Annotated in this window: 12 protein-coding genes; 9 read left to right on the top strand and 3 right to left on the bottom strand. The window is 72.7% G+C overall.

Annotated elements, in window-relative coordinates; genetic code table 11:
- Positions 1-53: 53 nt before the first annotated feature.
- The gene (hemG, locus tag BLV96_RS32520) at positions 54-1,454 is read right to left on the bottom strand and encodes a protoporphyrinogen oxidase (RefSeq protein ID WP_086676773.1); all 1,401 of its coding nucleotides are present in this window, start codon (positions 1,452-1,454) and stop codon (positions 54-56) included.
- A complete protein-coding gene (gene hemE / locus BLV96_RS32515; RefSeq protein WP_086676772.1) occupies positions 1,451-2,533 on the bottom strand; it encodes a uroporphyrinogen decarboxylase in 1,083 nt (360 codons plus the stop codon). The genes hemG and hemE overlap by 4 nt, the downstream gene beginning before the upstream one ends.
- Before the next feature lie 88 nt (positions 2,534-2,621).
- Here hemE and BLV96_RS32510 point away from each other — a divergent pair, with 88 nt between their 5' ends.
- From BLV96_RS32510 to BLV96_RS51310, 4 genes are all read left to right on the top strand, one after another.
- The gene (locus BLV96_RS32510) at positions 2,622-3,185 is read left to right on the top strand and encodes a DUF3000 domain-containing protein (protein ID WP_167379804.1); all 564 of its coding nucleotides are present in this window, start codon (positions 2,622-2,624) and stop codon (positions 3,183-3,185) included.
- 819 nt (positions 3,186-4,004) lie between these two features.
- Positions 4,005-4,721, top strand: coding sequence for a response regulator (locus BLV96_RS32505; protein ID WP_033261886.1), 717 nt, complete (start codon positions 4,005-4,007; stop codon positions 4,719-4,721).
- 98 nt (positions 4,722-4,819) lie between these two features.
- On the top strand, positions 4,820-6,043 hold the full coding sequence (locus tag BLV96_RS32500) for a ribonuclease D (protein ID WP_086676770.1): 1,224 nt from the start codon (positions 4,820-4,822) through the stop codon (positions 6,041-6,043).
- A 101-nt stretch (positions 6,044-6,144) separates the two neighbouring features.
- Positions 6,145-6,273, top strand: a complete 129-nt coding sequence (locus BLV96_RS51310; RefSeq protein WP_279627562.1) for a hypothetical protein — start codon at positions 6,145-6,147, stop codon at positions 6,271-6,273.
- A gap of 105 nt (positions 6,274-6,378) precedes the next feature.
- Here the strand turns inward: BLV96_RS51310 and BLV96_RS32495 are convergent, their stop codons facing one another.
- Positions 6,379-7,044, bottom strand: a complete 666-nt coding sequence (locus tag BLV96_RS32495; protein WP_086676769.1) for a TetR/AcrR family transcriptional regulator — start codon at positions 7,042-7,044, stop codon at positions 6,379-6,381.
- Positions 7,045-7,220: 176 nt separating this feature from the next.
- On the opposite strand from BLV96_RS32495, the gene BLV96_RS32490 reads away from it, so the two are divergent.
- The 5 genes from BLV96_RS32490 to BLV96_RS32470 are packed head-to-tail and all read left to right on the top strand — an operon-like array spanning position 7,221 to position 15,275.
- The gene (locus BLV96_RS32490; protein ID WP_086676768.1) at positions 7,221-8,684 is read left to right on the top strand and encodes an amino acid permease; all 1,464 of its coding nucleotides are present in this window, start codon (positions 7,221-7,223) and stop codon (positions 8,682-8,684) included.
- 12 nt (positions 8,685-8,696) lie between these two features.
- Positions 8,697-9,530 (top strand): urea amidolyase associated protein UAAP1, encoded by an 834-nt coding sequence (locus tag BLV96_RS32485; protein WP_086676767.1) that lies wholly within the window; start codon positions 8,697-8,699, stop codon positions 9,528-9,530.
- Positions 9,527-10,162, top strand: a complete 636-nt coding sequence (locus BLV96_RS32480; protein WP_086676766.1) for an urea amidolyase associated protein UAAP2 — start codon at positions 9,527-9,529, stop codon at positions 10,160-10,162. Before BLV96_RS32485 ends, BLV96_RS32480 begins: the two co-directional genes overlap by 4 nt.
- Positions 10,159-13,686 (top strand): urea carboxylase, encoded by a 3,528-nt coding sequence (uca, locus tag BLV96_RS32475; RefSeq protein ID WP_086676765.1) that lies wholly within the window; start codon positions 10,159-10,161, stop codon positions 13,684-13,686. Before BLV96_RS32480 ends, uca begins: the two co-directional genes overlap by 4 nt.
- A complete protein-coding gene (locus tag BLV96_RS32470; protein ID WP_086676764.1) occupies positions 13,683-15,275 on the top strand; it encodes an allophanate hydrolase in 1,593 nt (530 codons plus the stop codon). The genes uca and BLV96_RS32470 overlap by 4 nt, the downstream gene beginning before the upstream one ends.
- The last annotated feature ends 21 nt before the right edge of the window (positions 15,276-15,296 follow it).

Below are 15,296 nucleotides of genomic sequence, written 5' to 3'. Positions count from 1 at the left end.
CCATCCTGTCACCGCGGCCGCCGGAACGCTGCCACGGGTCCGGGTGAGCGCACTCACGCGGAAAGGTGCGCCGCGATCCGGTGCGCCGCCGCCTCGGCCGTCGCCACGCAGGCCGGCAGGCCGACGCCGTGCAGGGTCGCCCCCGCCACCGCCAGCCCCGGGATCCCCGCGACCGCCTTCTCGATCCGCTCCACGCGCTCGAGGTGGCCCGTGCCGTACTGCGGCAGGCCGCCGCCCCAGCGCGTCACCAGGGTTTCGATCGGCGCGGCCGTCACGCCGGTCAGCCGCGCGAGGTCGTCGCGGACCACGCGGACCAGCTCGACGTCGTCGGCCTGCAACGCGCCCAGCTCGCCGAACCGGCCCACCGAGCCTCGGACCAGCACCGGCCCCGAGCCGAAGTGCGCCCACTTGCGCGAAGAGAACGTGAACGCCTTCGCCGCGTACGGCTTGCCCGCGGAATCGCCTTCGCCGGCGCCGATGAGGATCCCCGACGCGTCGGGCAGCCGCGTTCCCGGCGGCAGCGCCAGCGCGACCACCGCCATCGACGCCAGCTCGACCTCGCCGAACGCCGCCGACGCCGCGGGCACCAGCTCGGCGAGCAGCCGCCGGGCCGAGGGCGCCGGGACCGCGAGGACCACCGCGTCCGCTTCGACCGTGTTGTCCGCGGGCGCGTGCGCGGTCGGGTTCGCGCCGATCCGCAGCCGCCAGCCCGGCCCGTGCCGCTCGATCTCGCACACCGGCAGCCCGGACCGCAATTCGGCGCCGGACAGCTCGGTCAGGCGGTCGATCACGGTGCCCAGGCCGCCCGGGACCGTCCCGAACACCGGTGCCGTCGACGGGTTCGCGGGCAGCTGCGCGTGGGCCGCCGCGGTGAGCGAGCCCGCGCCGGCGGCCACCGCCGCGGCCAGGCCGGGCATGGTCGCGCGCAGTCCGAGGCCGTCCGCGCCGCCGGCGTAGACGCCGCCGAGCAGCGGGTCGACGAGCCGGTCGACCAGCTCGTCGCCGAAGCGTTCGCGCAGCAAGGGCCCGAGCGGCAGGTCGCCGCTCGGCAACCGCAGTTCGGGCAGCGACGGCTCGGCCTCGACGGCCCGCCGCCCGGCCTCCGACAGCACCCCGGCCACCGACTCGGCCGACGCCGGGACACCCATGACGGTGCCCGGCGGCAGGCCGGTGACGCTGCCGCCGGCGTGGATCTTCGCGCGCGCCTTCGTCGGGTTCACGACGTCGAGCCCGAGCTCGCGGACCAGCGCGAGCATCTCGGGCCGGCGGACGAGGAACGCCTCCGCGCCGACGTCGTAGGGAACGCCGGCCAGCTCGGCCGTGCGCAGCTTCCCGCCCGGCGTCTTCGTCTTCTCGAAGACGACGATCTCGGCGGTGTCGCCCAGCAGACGCCGCAGCCGGTACGCCGCGGTCAGCCCGGAAACGCCCCCGCCGACGACGGCGACGCGCTTCACAGCTCGTGCACCAGCCCGACCACGCGGGTCAGCACGTCCGGGTCGACGCCCGGCAGCACGCCGTGGCCCAGGTTGAAGATGTGGCCGTCGGCCGCCTTGCCCTCTTCGACGATCCGGCGGACCTCGGCTTCGAGCACCGGCCAGGACGCGTGCAGCAGCGCCGGGTCGAGGTTGCCCTGCACTGCGATTTTTCCCGAGGCCTTGCCGCCGAGGCGGCGGACGGCCTCGTCCAGGGGGATGCGCCAGTCGACACCGACGACGTCCGCGCCCGCGTCGCGCATGGCTCCGAGCAGCTCGCCGGTGCCGACGCCGAAGTGGATGCGCGGCACGCCGTACGCGGCGACGCCGTCGAGGACCTTGGTCGAGTGCGGCAGGACGAACTCGCGGTAGTCCCGCTCGGAGAGCGCGCCGGCCCAGGAGTCGAACAGCTGGATCGCGTCGACGCCGGCGTCGAGCTGCGCGCGCAGGAAGGTCAGCGCGATGTCGGCCAGGCGCCCGGCCAGCTCGTGCCAGACCTCCGGCGACGAGTGCATCAGCGCCTTGGTGTGCTCGTGGTTGCGGCTCGGGCCGCCCTCGATGAGGTAGCTGGCCAGCGTGAACGGCGCGCCGGCGAAGCCGATCAGCGGCGTCTCGCCCAGCCGCTCGACCAGCAGCTCCACGCCCTCGGCGACCTGCGAGACCTGGTCGGCGGCCAGCTCGGGCAGCGCTCGGACGGCGGCGAGGTCGCGCACCGGCGAAGCGACCACCGGGCCGGTGCCGGGAACGATGTCGATGTCGACGCCCGCGGCCTTCAGCGGCACGACGATGTCGCTGAAGAGGATGGCCGCGTCGACGCCGTGGCGCCGGACCGGCTGCAGCGTGATCTCGGCGAGCATCTCGGGGTCGAAACAGGCGTCCAGCATCGGCACGCCTTCGCGCAGCGCGCGGTACTCGGGCAGCGAGCGGCCGGCCTGGCGCATGAACCAGACGGGCGTGCGGGCCGGGCGTTCGCCGCGCGCGGCGGCCAGGAACGGGGCTTCGGGCAGCTCGCGGCGGCCGGACGGGGCGGCCTGCTGCGGCAAGGGCGTGGTCGGAGACATCGCCGTCAATCGTGCCACGAGCCCGCCGGGGCCGTTCTCTCGGCGCGCCTGCGCCCGCAACGGGGCGTGCCCGCCCTAAAGTCGAAGCGTGACCGCGATGACGCCAGTGCCCGAACTCTTCCGCGAAGCAGTTTCGGCGCTGCAGTCCGTCCGGCCCCGCCGGGAGGTGCTGCTGGAGCCGATGCGGGCCCCGCAGCGGCTCGCGCCGTGGTCGTACGCGGTCAGCTGCGAGGTCTCCGGGCCCGCGGACGTGCTGGCCTCGGGCCGGCTGGTCCTGCTGCACGACCCGGACGGCCAGGACGGCTGGGACGGCGTCCTGCGCCTCGTCATGTACGTGCGCGCGGAGCTGGACCGCGAGCTGGCGACGGATCCGTTCCTGCCGCAGGTGGGTTGGTCGTGGCTGACCGACGCGCTGGAGGTGTCGGGCGCGACCTGGACGGCGCTGGGCGGCACGGTGACGGAGACGTCCTCGGCGCGTTTCGGCGACATCTCCGGGCCGGCGCGAACGGACGACCTGGAGTTGCGGGCGTCCTGGACCCCCGCCGATGCCGGGCTGCTGCCGCACGGGCAGGCGTTCTGCCAGGTGATGGCCAGTGTGGTGGGTCTGCCGCCGGTCGGCGTGACGATGTTCGGGCAGCGCCAGAGCTCCTGACCGGCCGGCGCCGGACGACATGAACGAGTCGTTCATGTCGCCAGGCGCGCTGAACGAGTCGTTCATGTCCTCTCAGCCGCGGTGATCCAGGCCCGGGCGCGGCGTTCGGGCGATGGTCGGCAACGAATCGGCAACGGCGGGCCGCCACCGCGCGGTCCGTCAGGAGCTGCCTGTACGGATGTGAGCAAATCTCACGTCCCCTGAACGCCGTTCACCCCCGAACGGCCGCCTGGAGCGCCACCGGACGGGCGAAACCACTCAAACCAGCACCCGGAGCCGGGGCACTGGCCCAAACGCCTCTGAGGCCGTTTCACGTCTCCCCGTTCGTGACTCCGCGCGGTCACGCACCGCAACAAGATCATCTAGGGGTTCCGGGGCCGAAGATCGCCCTCGAACGCCACGGACAGTCACCGGAACAAGAGCCCGCGAAGCTCGCCGAAGCCGCGCGAGAGAGTTGATCATGCCCCGGCCGGAGCCACTTTCCGCCCCGCGGAGACCCCCATCCGGCCCCTGGTCACTAGGCGCACCGGCAGCTGCACACCTCATCTGCACGGCCATTTGGCCGCCGGTAACTTCTTAGCATCGTGTTCGCTGGGCTATCCGTTAACAACCGGCCGTGTACTAGCCCGATCGTGTTACTACGAACCCACTGAGTGACTGTTCGTTTGAGATAGATACCCATTCGATCCCCCCGCAATGGCCTCAGGGCGGCTACAGTGCCTTCGACGACACCACTTTCGGTCTAAAGCTGGCGCGGCTGAACGGCCGAAGGTCCCGGTGCCGGTCGGGGGGCACGACCGACTCCAGGGAGGTAGTGACGTGGCTACCGTCGGCATTTCTCAGGCCGTCCGATCCACGCCAGCCGGCGCGTTGCCGGCGAGCATGGTTCCGCACCCGCGGGAAGAGCTCTTTTCGGTATTGGTGGTCGACGACCACCCGCTGTTGAGGGAGGCAATCGCAGCAAGACTCGCACAGATGGGTGCGGGGACCGTCCACGAGGCCGCCACGGTGGCCGAGGCGAGGGCGCGAGCACAGGCCACCGGGCCTTGTGACCTGGCGATCCTCGATCTCGGACTGCCGGACGGCAGCGGCATCGAGCTGGTTACGGAACTCCGTAGCCACGGCTGGCCGCGCGTGGTCGTACTCGCATCCTCGGACGACCCGTACGCGGTCCGCTCGGCCTTCCAGGCCGGGGCCCAGGCGTACCTGCTGAAGTCCGCGTCACCGGTCGTCGTGACCGATGGCGTGCGGCGCGTGCTCGAAGGCGGCGTCTACGCCGACCCGAGCGTGGCTCCGGTGCTCGCCACCGGGACCCGCGTCGCGGGCACCGACAACACCCCGCGCGAGCTGTCCGCTCGTGAGGTGGAGGTGCTCCAGCTGGTCGCCGACGGGCAGTCCAACAAGGAGATCGGCGAAGAGCTTTCGCTCTCCGCTCTCACCGTCAAGTCCCACCTCTCCCGGATCGGGCGCAAGCTCGGCACGGGAGACCGGGCGCAGATGGTGGCGCTGGCCATGCGGGCCGGCGTGATCCGCTGACGCAAGCGAACAGCCCTGCGGGGCGGGCAGACCAGGCGCGGTATGCCCGTCCCGTAGGGTCGTCGGTTATGGGAAGTGCAGAGGCCGAGGACACCGGGATGGAGATCGAGTCCACGGGCGGCCCTGTGCTGCTACGCGAACCCGCCGAGGGCACGCCCCCGGTGATCACAGATGCTGACGCGCTCGCCGAAGCGTGCGCGAGACTCGCCGCGGGCACCGGCGCGGTCGCCGTCGACACCGAACGCGCGTCCGGCTACCGGTACTGGCCCAAGGCCTACCTCGTGCAGCTGCGCCGCGAGGGTTCCGGCACGGTGCTGATCGACCCGATCGCACTGGCCGACGACCTCCAGCCGCTGCGCGACGTCCTCAACGACCTGGAGTGGGTGCTGCACGCCGCCTCCCAGGACCTCCCCTGCCTCGCCGAGCTGGACCTGCGTCCGGCGGCGCTGTTCGACACCGAGCTGGCCGGCCGGCTGGCGGGCTACGAACGCGTGGCGCTGGGGACCCTCGTCGAGCTGCTGCTCGGCTACACCCTCGAGAAGGGGCACAGCGCGGCGGACTGGTCGAAGCGGCCGCTGCCGGTCGACTGGCTGAACTACGCGGCCCTCGACGTCGAGCTGCTCGTCCAGCTGCGCGAAAAGCTGGAGGCGGAGCTGGGCGCCCAGGGCAAGCTGGAGTGGGCGCAGCAGGAGTTCGAAAACGTCCGCAACGCCCCGCCGCCCGCGCCGCGGGCCGAGCCGTGGCGCCGGACGTCGGGGGTGCACAAGATCCGCAACCCGCGGGGGCTCGCGGCGGTCCGCGAGCTGTGGCAGGCGCGCGACGAGCTGGCCCGCAAGCGCGACCGCGCCCCGAGCCGGATCCTGCCGGACAGCGCGATCATCAACGCGGTGACAGCCGATCCGAAGACGGTCGAGGAACTTCAGGCGCTCCCGGTGTTCAGCGGCCGGGTCCAGCGCAAGTACACGTCGAGCTGGCTGCGGCACCTGCAGGCGGCCCGCGCGCTCCCGGCGTCCGAACTGCCGTCGCCGTCGCAGCCGACGGACGGCCCGCCCCCGGTGAACCGCTGGGCGGACAAGGACCCGGACGCGGCGGCCCGGTTGTCGGCGGCCCGGGCCGGGTTGGCGGCCATCGCGGAGGACCGCCGGCTGCCGGTGGAGAACCTGCTGCTGCCGGACCTCGTGCGCCGCACGTGCTGGCGCCCGCCGGCGGAGACCGACGAGGAGTCGGTGGCCGCGGTGCTCCGCGCGGGCGGGGCCCGGCCGTGGCAGATCGAGCTGACGGTGACGGCGCTGAGCAAGGCGCTGCAGACGACGGCTTCCTGAACGGACAATTCCCGGACAGTTCCGGCGGCAGCGCCGAAACGGCCCGGCGGCTCCCCTAGGCTGCGCCGCGCAATGCCGCGTCGTTCGCCGAAGGTAGCTCGATGACCGATTTCATGTCCGATCAGCCCGCCGTGCGTTGGGGTGAGGGCTGGCGGACGAAGATCCAGGACGGCCTCAACGCCGCGATGGCGTTCATCCCGGCGATCTCGATGAGCTACTTCTACCAGTAGCGCATGCCGAGAGGAGCTCCGGAATACATCGAAACCTCGCCAAGATCGGGGGCACTGGCCGCCGACACGATCAAGCCCTGCCCGGCCTCCGCAGCTGAGCCCGCGTCAGTCCGCGAGCGTCGCCAGCAGGGTGTGCGCCTCGGCGCGCAGTTCGTCCGTCGGCGCCGGGAGCCCAGCCAGCCGGACCACCCCGTCGGCCCCCTCGCGCACGTGGGACTCGACGTCCAGCGCCGGGTCGTCGCGGCGGATCACCGCGATGCTCTCCACCAGCCCGAACACCAGGTCCGTCCGGATCCTCACCGCCTCCGGCGCGACACCGGCGGCCGCCACCAAACTCCCGTACGCCGCCTTCAGATCCGCCCGCTCCGCCCGGAAGCGGGCCAAGTTGGGTGAGGAAACCTCCGGCAGCAGGTACAGCGCGCCGAGGTTGTGGCGGGCGCCGCCGAGCAGGCCGATGTCCGCGTACGCCAGCGCCCACAACCGGACCGCGGCCGGGGCTTGACCCGCGACCAGCCGGGCGGCCAGGTCCAGCGACGGGCGGACCGTCTCGGCCAGCAGCGCGGCGAGGATGTCTTCCTTGGCCGGGAAGTGGTAGTAGAGCGACGCCTGGCGCAGACCCGCGCGTTCGGCGATCGCCCGCGTCGTCGTCGCCGCGTAGCCGGCTCCCGTGAACAGCTCACCCGCGGCGTCGAGCACCGCCTGCCGCGCGTCCGGCCGGTTCGCCGCCGCGCCGCTCGCCCTGGGCCTGCCGACCCCCGCCCCTTTGACCACGGCGGTGATCTTGCCAGGTCCGGCGCCCGGACACCCACACCGCCGCGGGAGTTACACCCACATGTCGCCGTTGACGCCCCGTCGACCGGGACGTTAACTCGCCGCTAACGCGCCGGAGATCGAAAAGTCCTTGCGTGGCCCTAATTTCTGTCGTGCGATCGAAAAAAGGAGCGCGCATGCCCGACGAACTCGCCGCCTTCGGTTACCGCCAGGAGCTCCGCCGGTCGCTGGGCGGGTTTTCCGCCTTCGCCGCCGGGTTCTCCTTCGTCTCGATCCTCACGACCGTCTTCCAGCTCTTCGGCTTCGGCTTCTCCTTCGGCGGCCCGCTCTTCTTCTGGACGTGGCCGGTCGTACTCGCCGGCCAGCTGCTCGTGGCCCTCACCTTCGCCGAGCTCGCCGCGCGCTACCCGCTCGCCGGATCCGTGTACCAGTGGGCGAAACAGCTCGCCCGCGGGTTCCTCGGCTGGCTCGCCGGCTGGATGATGCTGCTCGGCTGCGTCGTCGCCCTCGCGGCCGCCGCGATCGCGCTGCAGGTCGTGCTGCCGTCGGTGTGGGCCGGCTTCCAGATCGTCGGCGGCGACCCGGCGGTGACGTCGCCGTCCGGCGCGGCCAACGCCGTGCTGCTCGGCACCCTGCTGCTCGTCTTCACCACGCTCGTCAACGCCGGCGGCGTCCGGCTGATGGCGCGGATCAACGACGTCGGCGTCGCGGCCGAACTGCTCGGCGTCGTCGTGCTCGTCACCGGGCTCGGGTTGTTCGCCGTCCGCGGTCCGCAGGTCGTGCTGCACGACACCCCGGGCACGGGCGCCGGGATCGGCGGCGTGCTCGCTTCGGCGCTCATGGCGGCGTACGTGCTCTACGGCTTCGACACCGCCGCGTCGGTCGCGGAGGAAACGAAGAACGCGCGGAAGGCGGCGCCGCGTGCGGTGCTGCGAGCCGTGCTCGTGTCCGGGATCGGCGGGCTGGCCGTCGTGATCACCGCGCTGATGGCCGCGCCGAGCCTGACCGACGGGCAGCTCGCCGGCCGCGGCCTGCCGTACGTGATCACCGCCGTCTTCGGCGACACCCTCGGCCGCGTCTTCCTCGCCGACGTCGCGATCGCCGTCGTCGTCTGCACGTTGACCATCCAAACCGGTACCGTCCGGCTGATCTACGCGATGGCGCGGGACGGCGCACTTCCGTTCGCCACCCGACTTTCGTCGGTGAATCCGCGCACCGGGACGCCGGTCGCGCCGGCACTGCTCTCCGGTGGGCTCGCGATCGGGCTGCTGCTGCTCAACTTCGGCAACCCGACGCTGTTCAGCACGATCACCGGGACGTCCGTCGTGGTCGTCTACCTGGCCTACCTGCTGGTCACCGGCCCCTTGCTGGTCAAGCGGCTGCGCGGGAAGTTCCCCGCGGAACCCGGCCGGTTCTCCCTCGGACGGTGGGGTGTTCCCCTGAACGGGGCAGCCGTTCTCTACGGCATCGCGATGATCGTCAACATCGCCTGGCCACGCGCGGAGATCTACGACGTGACCGGTTCGGGCGCCCCCTGGATGCTCTTGTTCCCGATAGAGTTCGTCGGCGGCGCACTGGTGATCGGCCGGCTCTGCTGGCTGCGGCTGCGCCCCGCTCCCGCCCTCGAACCCGCGATCTGAGAGAGGACGTCCATGAGCACCACCGCCACCACCTACGGCGCCCGCGACCACGCCAGGGCCCAGGCCGGCACCGTGGTCGAAACAATGCCGTCGATCCCGGCGAGCACCTTCCCCGCTCCCCCACCCGGGGTGGCACCCGAGGCGCTGACCTGGGCGGAGACCGTGGCCGGGGGCGGCTACACGCACAAGGTGCTGGCCCGCGGCACGCGGCTGCGGCTGACCGACGTCGAGGGCGACGCCTGCGCGCACCTGCTGCTGTTCAACGCCGCCCAGCCGTGGGAGCGGCTGAACGTCGCGGACACGGTGAAGGTGCAGTGGAACGCCTACCTCGGCGAAAAGGTGGCGCTGTTGTCGGACCAGGCGCGGGTGCTGGCCACGATCGTCGCGGACTCGAGCGGGCGCCACGACGCCCTCTGCGGAACGTCCACTGTGGACGGCAACGTGGAGCACTACGGCGACGGCTCCCCGCAGGGCCCGTCCCCCGCCGGTTTGCCGCTGTTCACCTTGGCGGCGGCCAAGAACGGCCTCGGGCCGCGGGACCTGCCGCCGAGCCTGTCGTTCTTCCAGGGGGTGCGGGTCCAGCCCGAAGGCGAGCTGGAGTTCACCGGGTCCGCCGGCGCCGGCAAGTCCGTCGAGCTGCGGATCGAGATCCCGGCCGTCGTGCTCATCGCCAACGTGGCGCACCCGGTCGACCCGCGGCCGGACTACACCGTGACGAACCTCGAAGTCCTCGCCTGGCGCGCCACGCCGTCCACTCCGGACAGTCCGGAGTGGAGGCACTCGCCGGAGGCCCAGCGGGCCTTCGAGAACACCGCCGACTACCTGACCGCCCGGGGGATCGCATGAGCACGGCGTACCAGTCCCAGCTGGAGCTGACGTTCGACGTCCCCGCGCGGGCCCCGTTCTCGACCGTGCTGAAGCGCGGCAGCGAGCTGGCGATCATCGACCTCGGCGGCAACCAGGCCGTCGACTTCCTCTGCTACGACGCGAACGACACGGCCAAGCGTTACAGCGCGGCGGCGACGATCGCCGCGCAGCGCAACATCTTCCTGACCACGGGCAGCGTCCTGCGCACGCAGGAAGGCGCGCCGCTGCTGACCGTCGTCGCCGACACGTGCGGCCGGCACGACACGCTCGGCGGCGCGTGCAGCAAGGAGTCCAACAGCCTCCGCTACGGCCAGCACACCCGGTTCCAGCACGCCTGCGTCGAGAACTTCCTCATCGAGGGCGCGAAGTGGGGGCTGGGCAAGCGGGACCTGGTCAGCAACGTCAACTGGTACATGAACGTGCCGGTCGAAGCGGACGGCACGCTCGGCATCGTCGACGGGATCTCCGCGCCCGGCCTGGAAGTCCGGCTGCGCGCGGAGACCGACGTCCTCGTGCTCGTGTCGAACTGCCCGCAGATCAACAACCCCTGCAACGGGTTCGACCCGACGCCGGTCCGCATGGTCGTGACGGCCCCCGGAGGCGGCGAGTGAGGCTGCTCGTCGCCAACCGCGGCGAAATCGCGGTCCGGATCCTGCGCACTGCCGGGGAACTGGGTCTCGAGACCGTCGCGGTGTACTCCGACGCCGACCGCCTCGCCCCGCACGTGCGGCTCGCCGACCGGGCCGTGCGGCTCGGCCCGGCGCCCGCCGCCGAGAGCTACCTGCGTGCCGACGCGATCGTCCGAGCCGCCCTCGACACCAGCTGCGACGCCGTCCACCCCGGCTACGGCTTCCTCTCGGAGGACACGGCGTTCGCCCGGTCCTGTGAGGACGCCGGGCTCGCGTTCGCCGGCCCAGCGCCGGAGCACCTGGAGGTGTTCGGCAGCAAGCACACCGCGCGCGAGGCGGCGATCGCGGCCGGCGTGCCGCTGCTGGCCGGCACCGGTCTCCTGTCCGATGTGGACGAAGCACTGGCGCGGGCCGACGAGATCGGCTACCCGGTGATGCTCAAGGCGACCGGGGGTGGTGGCGGCATCGGCATGCGTGCCTGCGCGACCGCCGGGGAGCTGCGCGAGGCGTGGGACAGCGTCCGCAGCGTCGCGGCCAAGAGCTTCGCGAACGCCGGGGTGTTCCTCGAACGGCTGGTGCGCCGCGCCCGGCACGTCGAGGTGCAGGTGTTCGGCGACGGCTTCGGCGAGGTCCTCGCTCTGGGCACGCGCGACTGCTCGCTGCAGCGGCGCAACCAGAAGGTCGTCGAGGAGTGCCCGGCGCCGGACCTGCCCGCCGCCGTGCGCAAGCAGCTCGTCGACTCGGCCGTCGCGCTGTGCTCGTCGGTGCGGTACCGCTCGGCGGGCACGGTCGAATACGTCTACGACCCCGAGCGTGAGGAGGCGGCGTTCCTCGAGGTCAACACGCGGCTGCAGGTCGAGCACCCGGTCACCGAGGCGGTGTACGGCGTCGACCTCGTCGCCTGGATGCTGCGCCTGGCCCAGGGCGACCGCGCGATGTTCCGCGCGGTACCGGTGGCGCGCGGGCACGCCGTGGAGGCCCGGGTGTACGCCGAGGACCCGAGTGCCGGGCACCGGCCGAGCGCGGGTCTCGTCACGCGGGTCGCGCTGCCCGCCGGCGTCCGCGTGGACACCTGGGTCGAGCCCGGCACGACCGTCACGACGCACTACGACCCGTTGCTGGCCAAGGTGATCTGCACCGGAACCGACCGCACCGACGCCCTCGCGCACCTGCGGGAGGCACTCGCGACGACGCGGGTCGACGGCGTGCGCACCAACCTCGGGCAGCTGCGCGCGGCGGCCGCCGACGCGGCGTTCGGCGCGGCGGCGCACGACACGTCCACTTTGGACGGGATCGAGGACGCCGAGCCCCGGATCGACGTCGTGCGCGGCGGGACGATGACCACGGTGCAGGACTGGCCGGGGCGCACCGGGTTCTGGCACGTCGGGGTGCCGCCGAGCGGCCCGATGGACGACCGCTCGCTGCGGCTGGGCAACCTCGCGCTGGGCAACCCCGAGGGCGCGCCCGGCCTGGAGTGCACTGTGGACGGCGTGACGCTGCGGTTCTCCCACGCCACCCAGGTATGCGTCACCGGCGCTCCGACCACCGTGCTCGTCGACGGCGCCGAGGTTCCGTTGTGGACACCGGTCGAGGTGCCCGCCGGAAGCACGCTCGACGTCCGGGCGTGCACGGCGGGCCTGCGCAGCTACGTGCTCATACGCGGCGGAATCGACGTTCCCGGGTTCCTCGGCAGCGCGGCGACGTTCACCCTGGGCAAGTTCGGCGGGCACGGCGGCCGCGCGCTGGCCGTGGGGGACGTCCTGCGGACCGGGCCCGAGCCCGCGGACCCGGTCGTCGGACCGGTGGCCGACCGCCCGGGCTTCGCGCCACAGTGGTCGATCGGGGCGCTCGAAGGTCCCCACGCGGCACCGGAGTTCTTCACCCCCGAAGACGTCGACACCTTCTACGCCACCGAGTGGCAGGTGCACTTCAACTCCGCCCGCACCGGCGTCCGGCTCGTCGGACCGCGGCCTCGATGGGCGCGCGCCGACGGCGGCGAGGCGGGCCTGCACCCGTCGAACATCCACGACACGCCGTACGCGATCGGCGCCGTCGACTACACCGGCGACCTGCCGATCCTGCTCGGCCCGGACGGGCCCAGCCTGGGCGGGTTCGTCTGCCCGGCGACGGTCGCCACCGGCGAGCGGTGGAAGCTCGGGCAGCTGCGCCCGGGCGACACCGTGCGGTTCGTCCCGATCGACACCGACCACGCGGCGGCGCTGCGGCAGCGGCCCGCGACGGCCGTGACGTCCACTCGGGACACCCGGCACGACGGCGGCGTCCTGGGCCGGCAGACGTCCACCGGCGACGAGCCGTCGGTCACCTACCGCCGCAGCGGGGACGACAACCTGCTCGTCGAGTACGGCGAAATGAAGCTCGACCTGGCGCTGCGGATGCGGGTGCACGCGCTCGGCGAACGGCTGGCGGTCGAAGGCGTGCCGGGGATCGTCGACCTGACCCCGGGCATCCGGTCGCTGCAGGTGCACGTCGACCCGGACGCGCTGCCCGTCGAAAAGGCGCTCGGGCTGGTGCGGGAGCTGGAGCGGGACCTGCCGCCGACCGCCGACCTCGAGGTGCCGAGCCGGAGCGTCCGGCTGCCGCTGTCGTGGGACGACCCGGCGACCCGCGAGGCGATCGAGCGGTACATGACGGGCGTGCGCGACGACGCTCCGTGGTGCCCGTGGAACATCGAGTTCATCCGGCGCGTCAACGGACTGTCCTCTGTGGACGACGTCTACCGCACGGTGTTCGACGCGGAGTACCTGGTCCTCGGCCTCGGCGACGTCTACCTCGGCGCGCCGGTCGCGACGCCGCTGGACCCGCGGCACCGGCTCGTCACGACGAAGTACAACCCGGCGCGGACGTGGACCGCGGAGAACTCCGTCGGCATCGGCGGCGCCTACCTCTGCATCTACGGCATGGAGGGCCCCGGCGGCTACCAGTTCGTCGGCCGGACCGTTCAGGTGTGGAACAGCTGGCACGGCGGGGAGCAGCCGTGGAACCTGCGGTTCTTCGACCGGATCTCCTGGTACCCCGTGTCGGCGGAGGAACTCCTCGACCTGCGGGCGCGGAGTTCGTCCGGGCAACTGGCCCTCGACACCAGCGACGGCACTTTCAAACTGGCCGAGTACCAGAAGTTCCTGTCGGACAACGCTTCGGGCATCGCGGAGTTCCGGGCGACGCAGGCGGCGGCGTTCGAAGCGGAACGGCGGGCGTGGGCCGCGGCGGGCGAGTTCGACCCGAAGCCGGAACCCGTGACGCGGCCGCCGAAGCGGGTCGAAGCCCCGGCGGGCGGCCACGTCGTCGAGGCGCCGTTCGCGGCGACGGTGTGGCGGGTCGACGTCACCGCGGGCGAGCGCGTCGAGGACGCGCAGTCGCTGGTGACGCTGGAAGCGATGAAGACGGAGGCGCGGATCCCCGCGCCGGCCCGCGGTGAGGTGGTCGAAGTGCTCGTGTCCCCCGGTGACCAGGTCGCTCCCGGCACCCCGTTGGTGGTGCTGGGATGACCCCTGTCGAGGAACGGGTGCGGGCCGCGTACCGGCGGATCGAGCAGGTGGACCGGCCGGAGATCTGGATCGATCTCCGGCCGGAAGCCGAGGTGCTCGCCGAGGCCGCGGCCTTGGACGGGCGAGGCTTGCCGCTGTACGGAAAACTCGTGGCGGTCAAGGGCAACATCGACGTCGCCGGGTTGCCGACGACGGCGGGGTGCCCGGCCTATGCGTACCAGCCGGAGGTGGACGCGCCGGTCGTCGCGCGGCTGCGGGCGGCCGGGGCGCTGGTGCTCGGCACGACCAACCTCGACCAGTTCGCGACCGGGCTGGTCGGAACGCGCAGCCCGTACGGCGCGGTCCGCAACGCCGTCGACCCGGCCTACGTTTCCGGCGGGTCCAGCTCGGGTTCGGCGGTGGCGGTCGCGCTGGGCATCGCCGATCTGGCGCTGGGGACGGACACGGCGGGCTCCGGGCGCGTCCCGGCGGCGTTCAACGGAATCACCGGCCTCAAGCCGACGCCCGGCCTGCTGCCGACGGAAGGTGTCGTCCCGGCGTGCGCGAGCATCGACTGCGTGTCGCTGTTCGCGCGGACGGTCGAGGAAGCGTCGTTCGCGCTGACGTGCCTGGCCGAGCCCGCGCAAGTCCACACGGGACGGTTCCGGCTGGGCGTGCCGGCCGAGCTGGGCCCGTTGGCGGCGGGCTGGGCCGAGGCGTTCGAGACGGCTGTCGCGGAGTACGCCGCGGCGGGTGCCGAAGTGACCACTGTGGACACCACGCCTTTTTTGGAGGCGGCGGAACTGTTGTACGGCGGCGCGTTCGTGGCCGAGCGATACACGGCGGTCGGCGAATTCCTGGACGCGCACCCGGCCGACTGCGACCCGGTGGTGCACGGCATCATCACCACGGCCCGAGACATCCGCGCGCACCGGCTGTTCGCGGACCAGGCGACGCTGGCCGGGTTGCGGGCCGAAGCGCTGGCGACGCTGGCCGGCGTCGACGCGCTGCTGTTCCCGACGACGACCGAGCACCCGACGATCGCGGAGGTCGCCGCGGACCCGGTCGCGGTCAACGCGCGCCTGGGCCGGTTCACGAACTCGACCAACCTGTTCGGGCTGCCGGCCCTGGCGGTCCCGGCGGGCACGGTGGCCGGACGCCCGTTCGGCGTGATGCTGATCGGCGCCCCGCACGACGACCTGAAGCTGGCGGCGCTGGCAGGTTTGCGCGGCGAGCGCGTACCAATCGTGGTGGTCGGGGCGCACTTGCGCGGGCAGCCGCTGAACCACGAGCTGACTTCGCGGGGCGGGCGGTTCGTCTCGCCGGTTTCCACCGCCGGGTCGTACCGGCTGTTCGCCTTGGACACGGTGCCGCCGAAGCCCGGGCTGGTCCGGGTGGCGTCCGGCGGGGTCGCGATCGCGGCGGAGTTGTGGGACCTGCCGGTGCGCGGGTTCGGCGAGTTCGTCTCGCGCATTCCGGCGCCGCTGGCGATCGGCAAGGTCGAGCTGGCCGACGGCTCCCGGGTCTCCGGCTTCTTGTGCGAACCGGCGGCAACGGAAGGCGCGGAAGACATCTCGGCAAAGGGCGGCTGGCTCGCGCACTTGGGATAAAACGGATGCGGGCCGCCGGAT

This window comes from Amycolatopsis pretoriensis (assembly GCF_900107925.1).
GTDB lineage: Bacteria > Actinomycetota > Actinomycetes > Mycobacteriales > Pseudonocardiaceae > Amycolatopsis > Amycolatopsis pretoriensis.
Note: the sequence above shows the minus strand (reverse complement) of the source record. Positions and strands in the feature narration are given on the sequence as shown.